The organism is Vibrio mytili (genome assembly GCF_000830505.1).
Lineage (GTDB): Bacteria > Pseudomonadota > Gammaproteobacteria > Enterobacterales > Vibrionaceae > Vibrio > Vibrio mytili.
In genome coordinates, this window is sequence record NZ_JXOK01000086.1 from 1 (window position 1) to 427 (window position 427).

At 49.2% G+C, this 427-nt stretch carries 1 pseudogene; it reads left to right on the forward strand.

The features are described 5' to 3' along the window. Positions 1-427 (forward strand): annotated as a pseudogene (locus tag SU60_RS20295) (T1SS-143 repeat domain-containing protein); the annotation flags it as partial.

Below are 427 nucleotides of genomic sequence, written 5' to 3' on the forward strand. Positions count from 1 at the left end.
GGCGAATATTGGCTCTGATGGTTTAAATTCTGTTTCTATCGATGGGCATTTCACCACGACTCAGGGCTCTGATCGTGTGGTGAGCTACCAACTCGATACAAACGCAACCCCAGTCGCGAACCTGACATCACAAGGTGTTGCGGTAAACTTAATCGAAACCGTCAACGCAGACGGCAGCTTTACCTACACCGCGACCGCAGATAATGGCACCACGGTAGAACCTGTATTTACCCTAATTGTAAACACGGACGGCACTTATAACTTCACGTTAGAAGGGCCAATCGACCATGCACAGAATGGTGAAGATCAACTGACCTGAACTTCCCAATCATTGCCACCGATTTTGATGGTGACACATCCACTGAGACGATCCCGGTCACCATTACCGATGATATTCCGAGTATCACCGCCGTTGATGCGATCACGG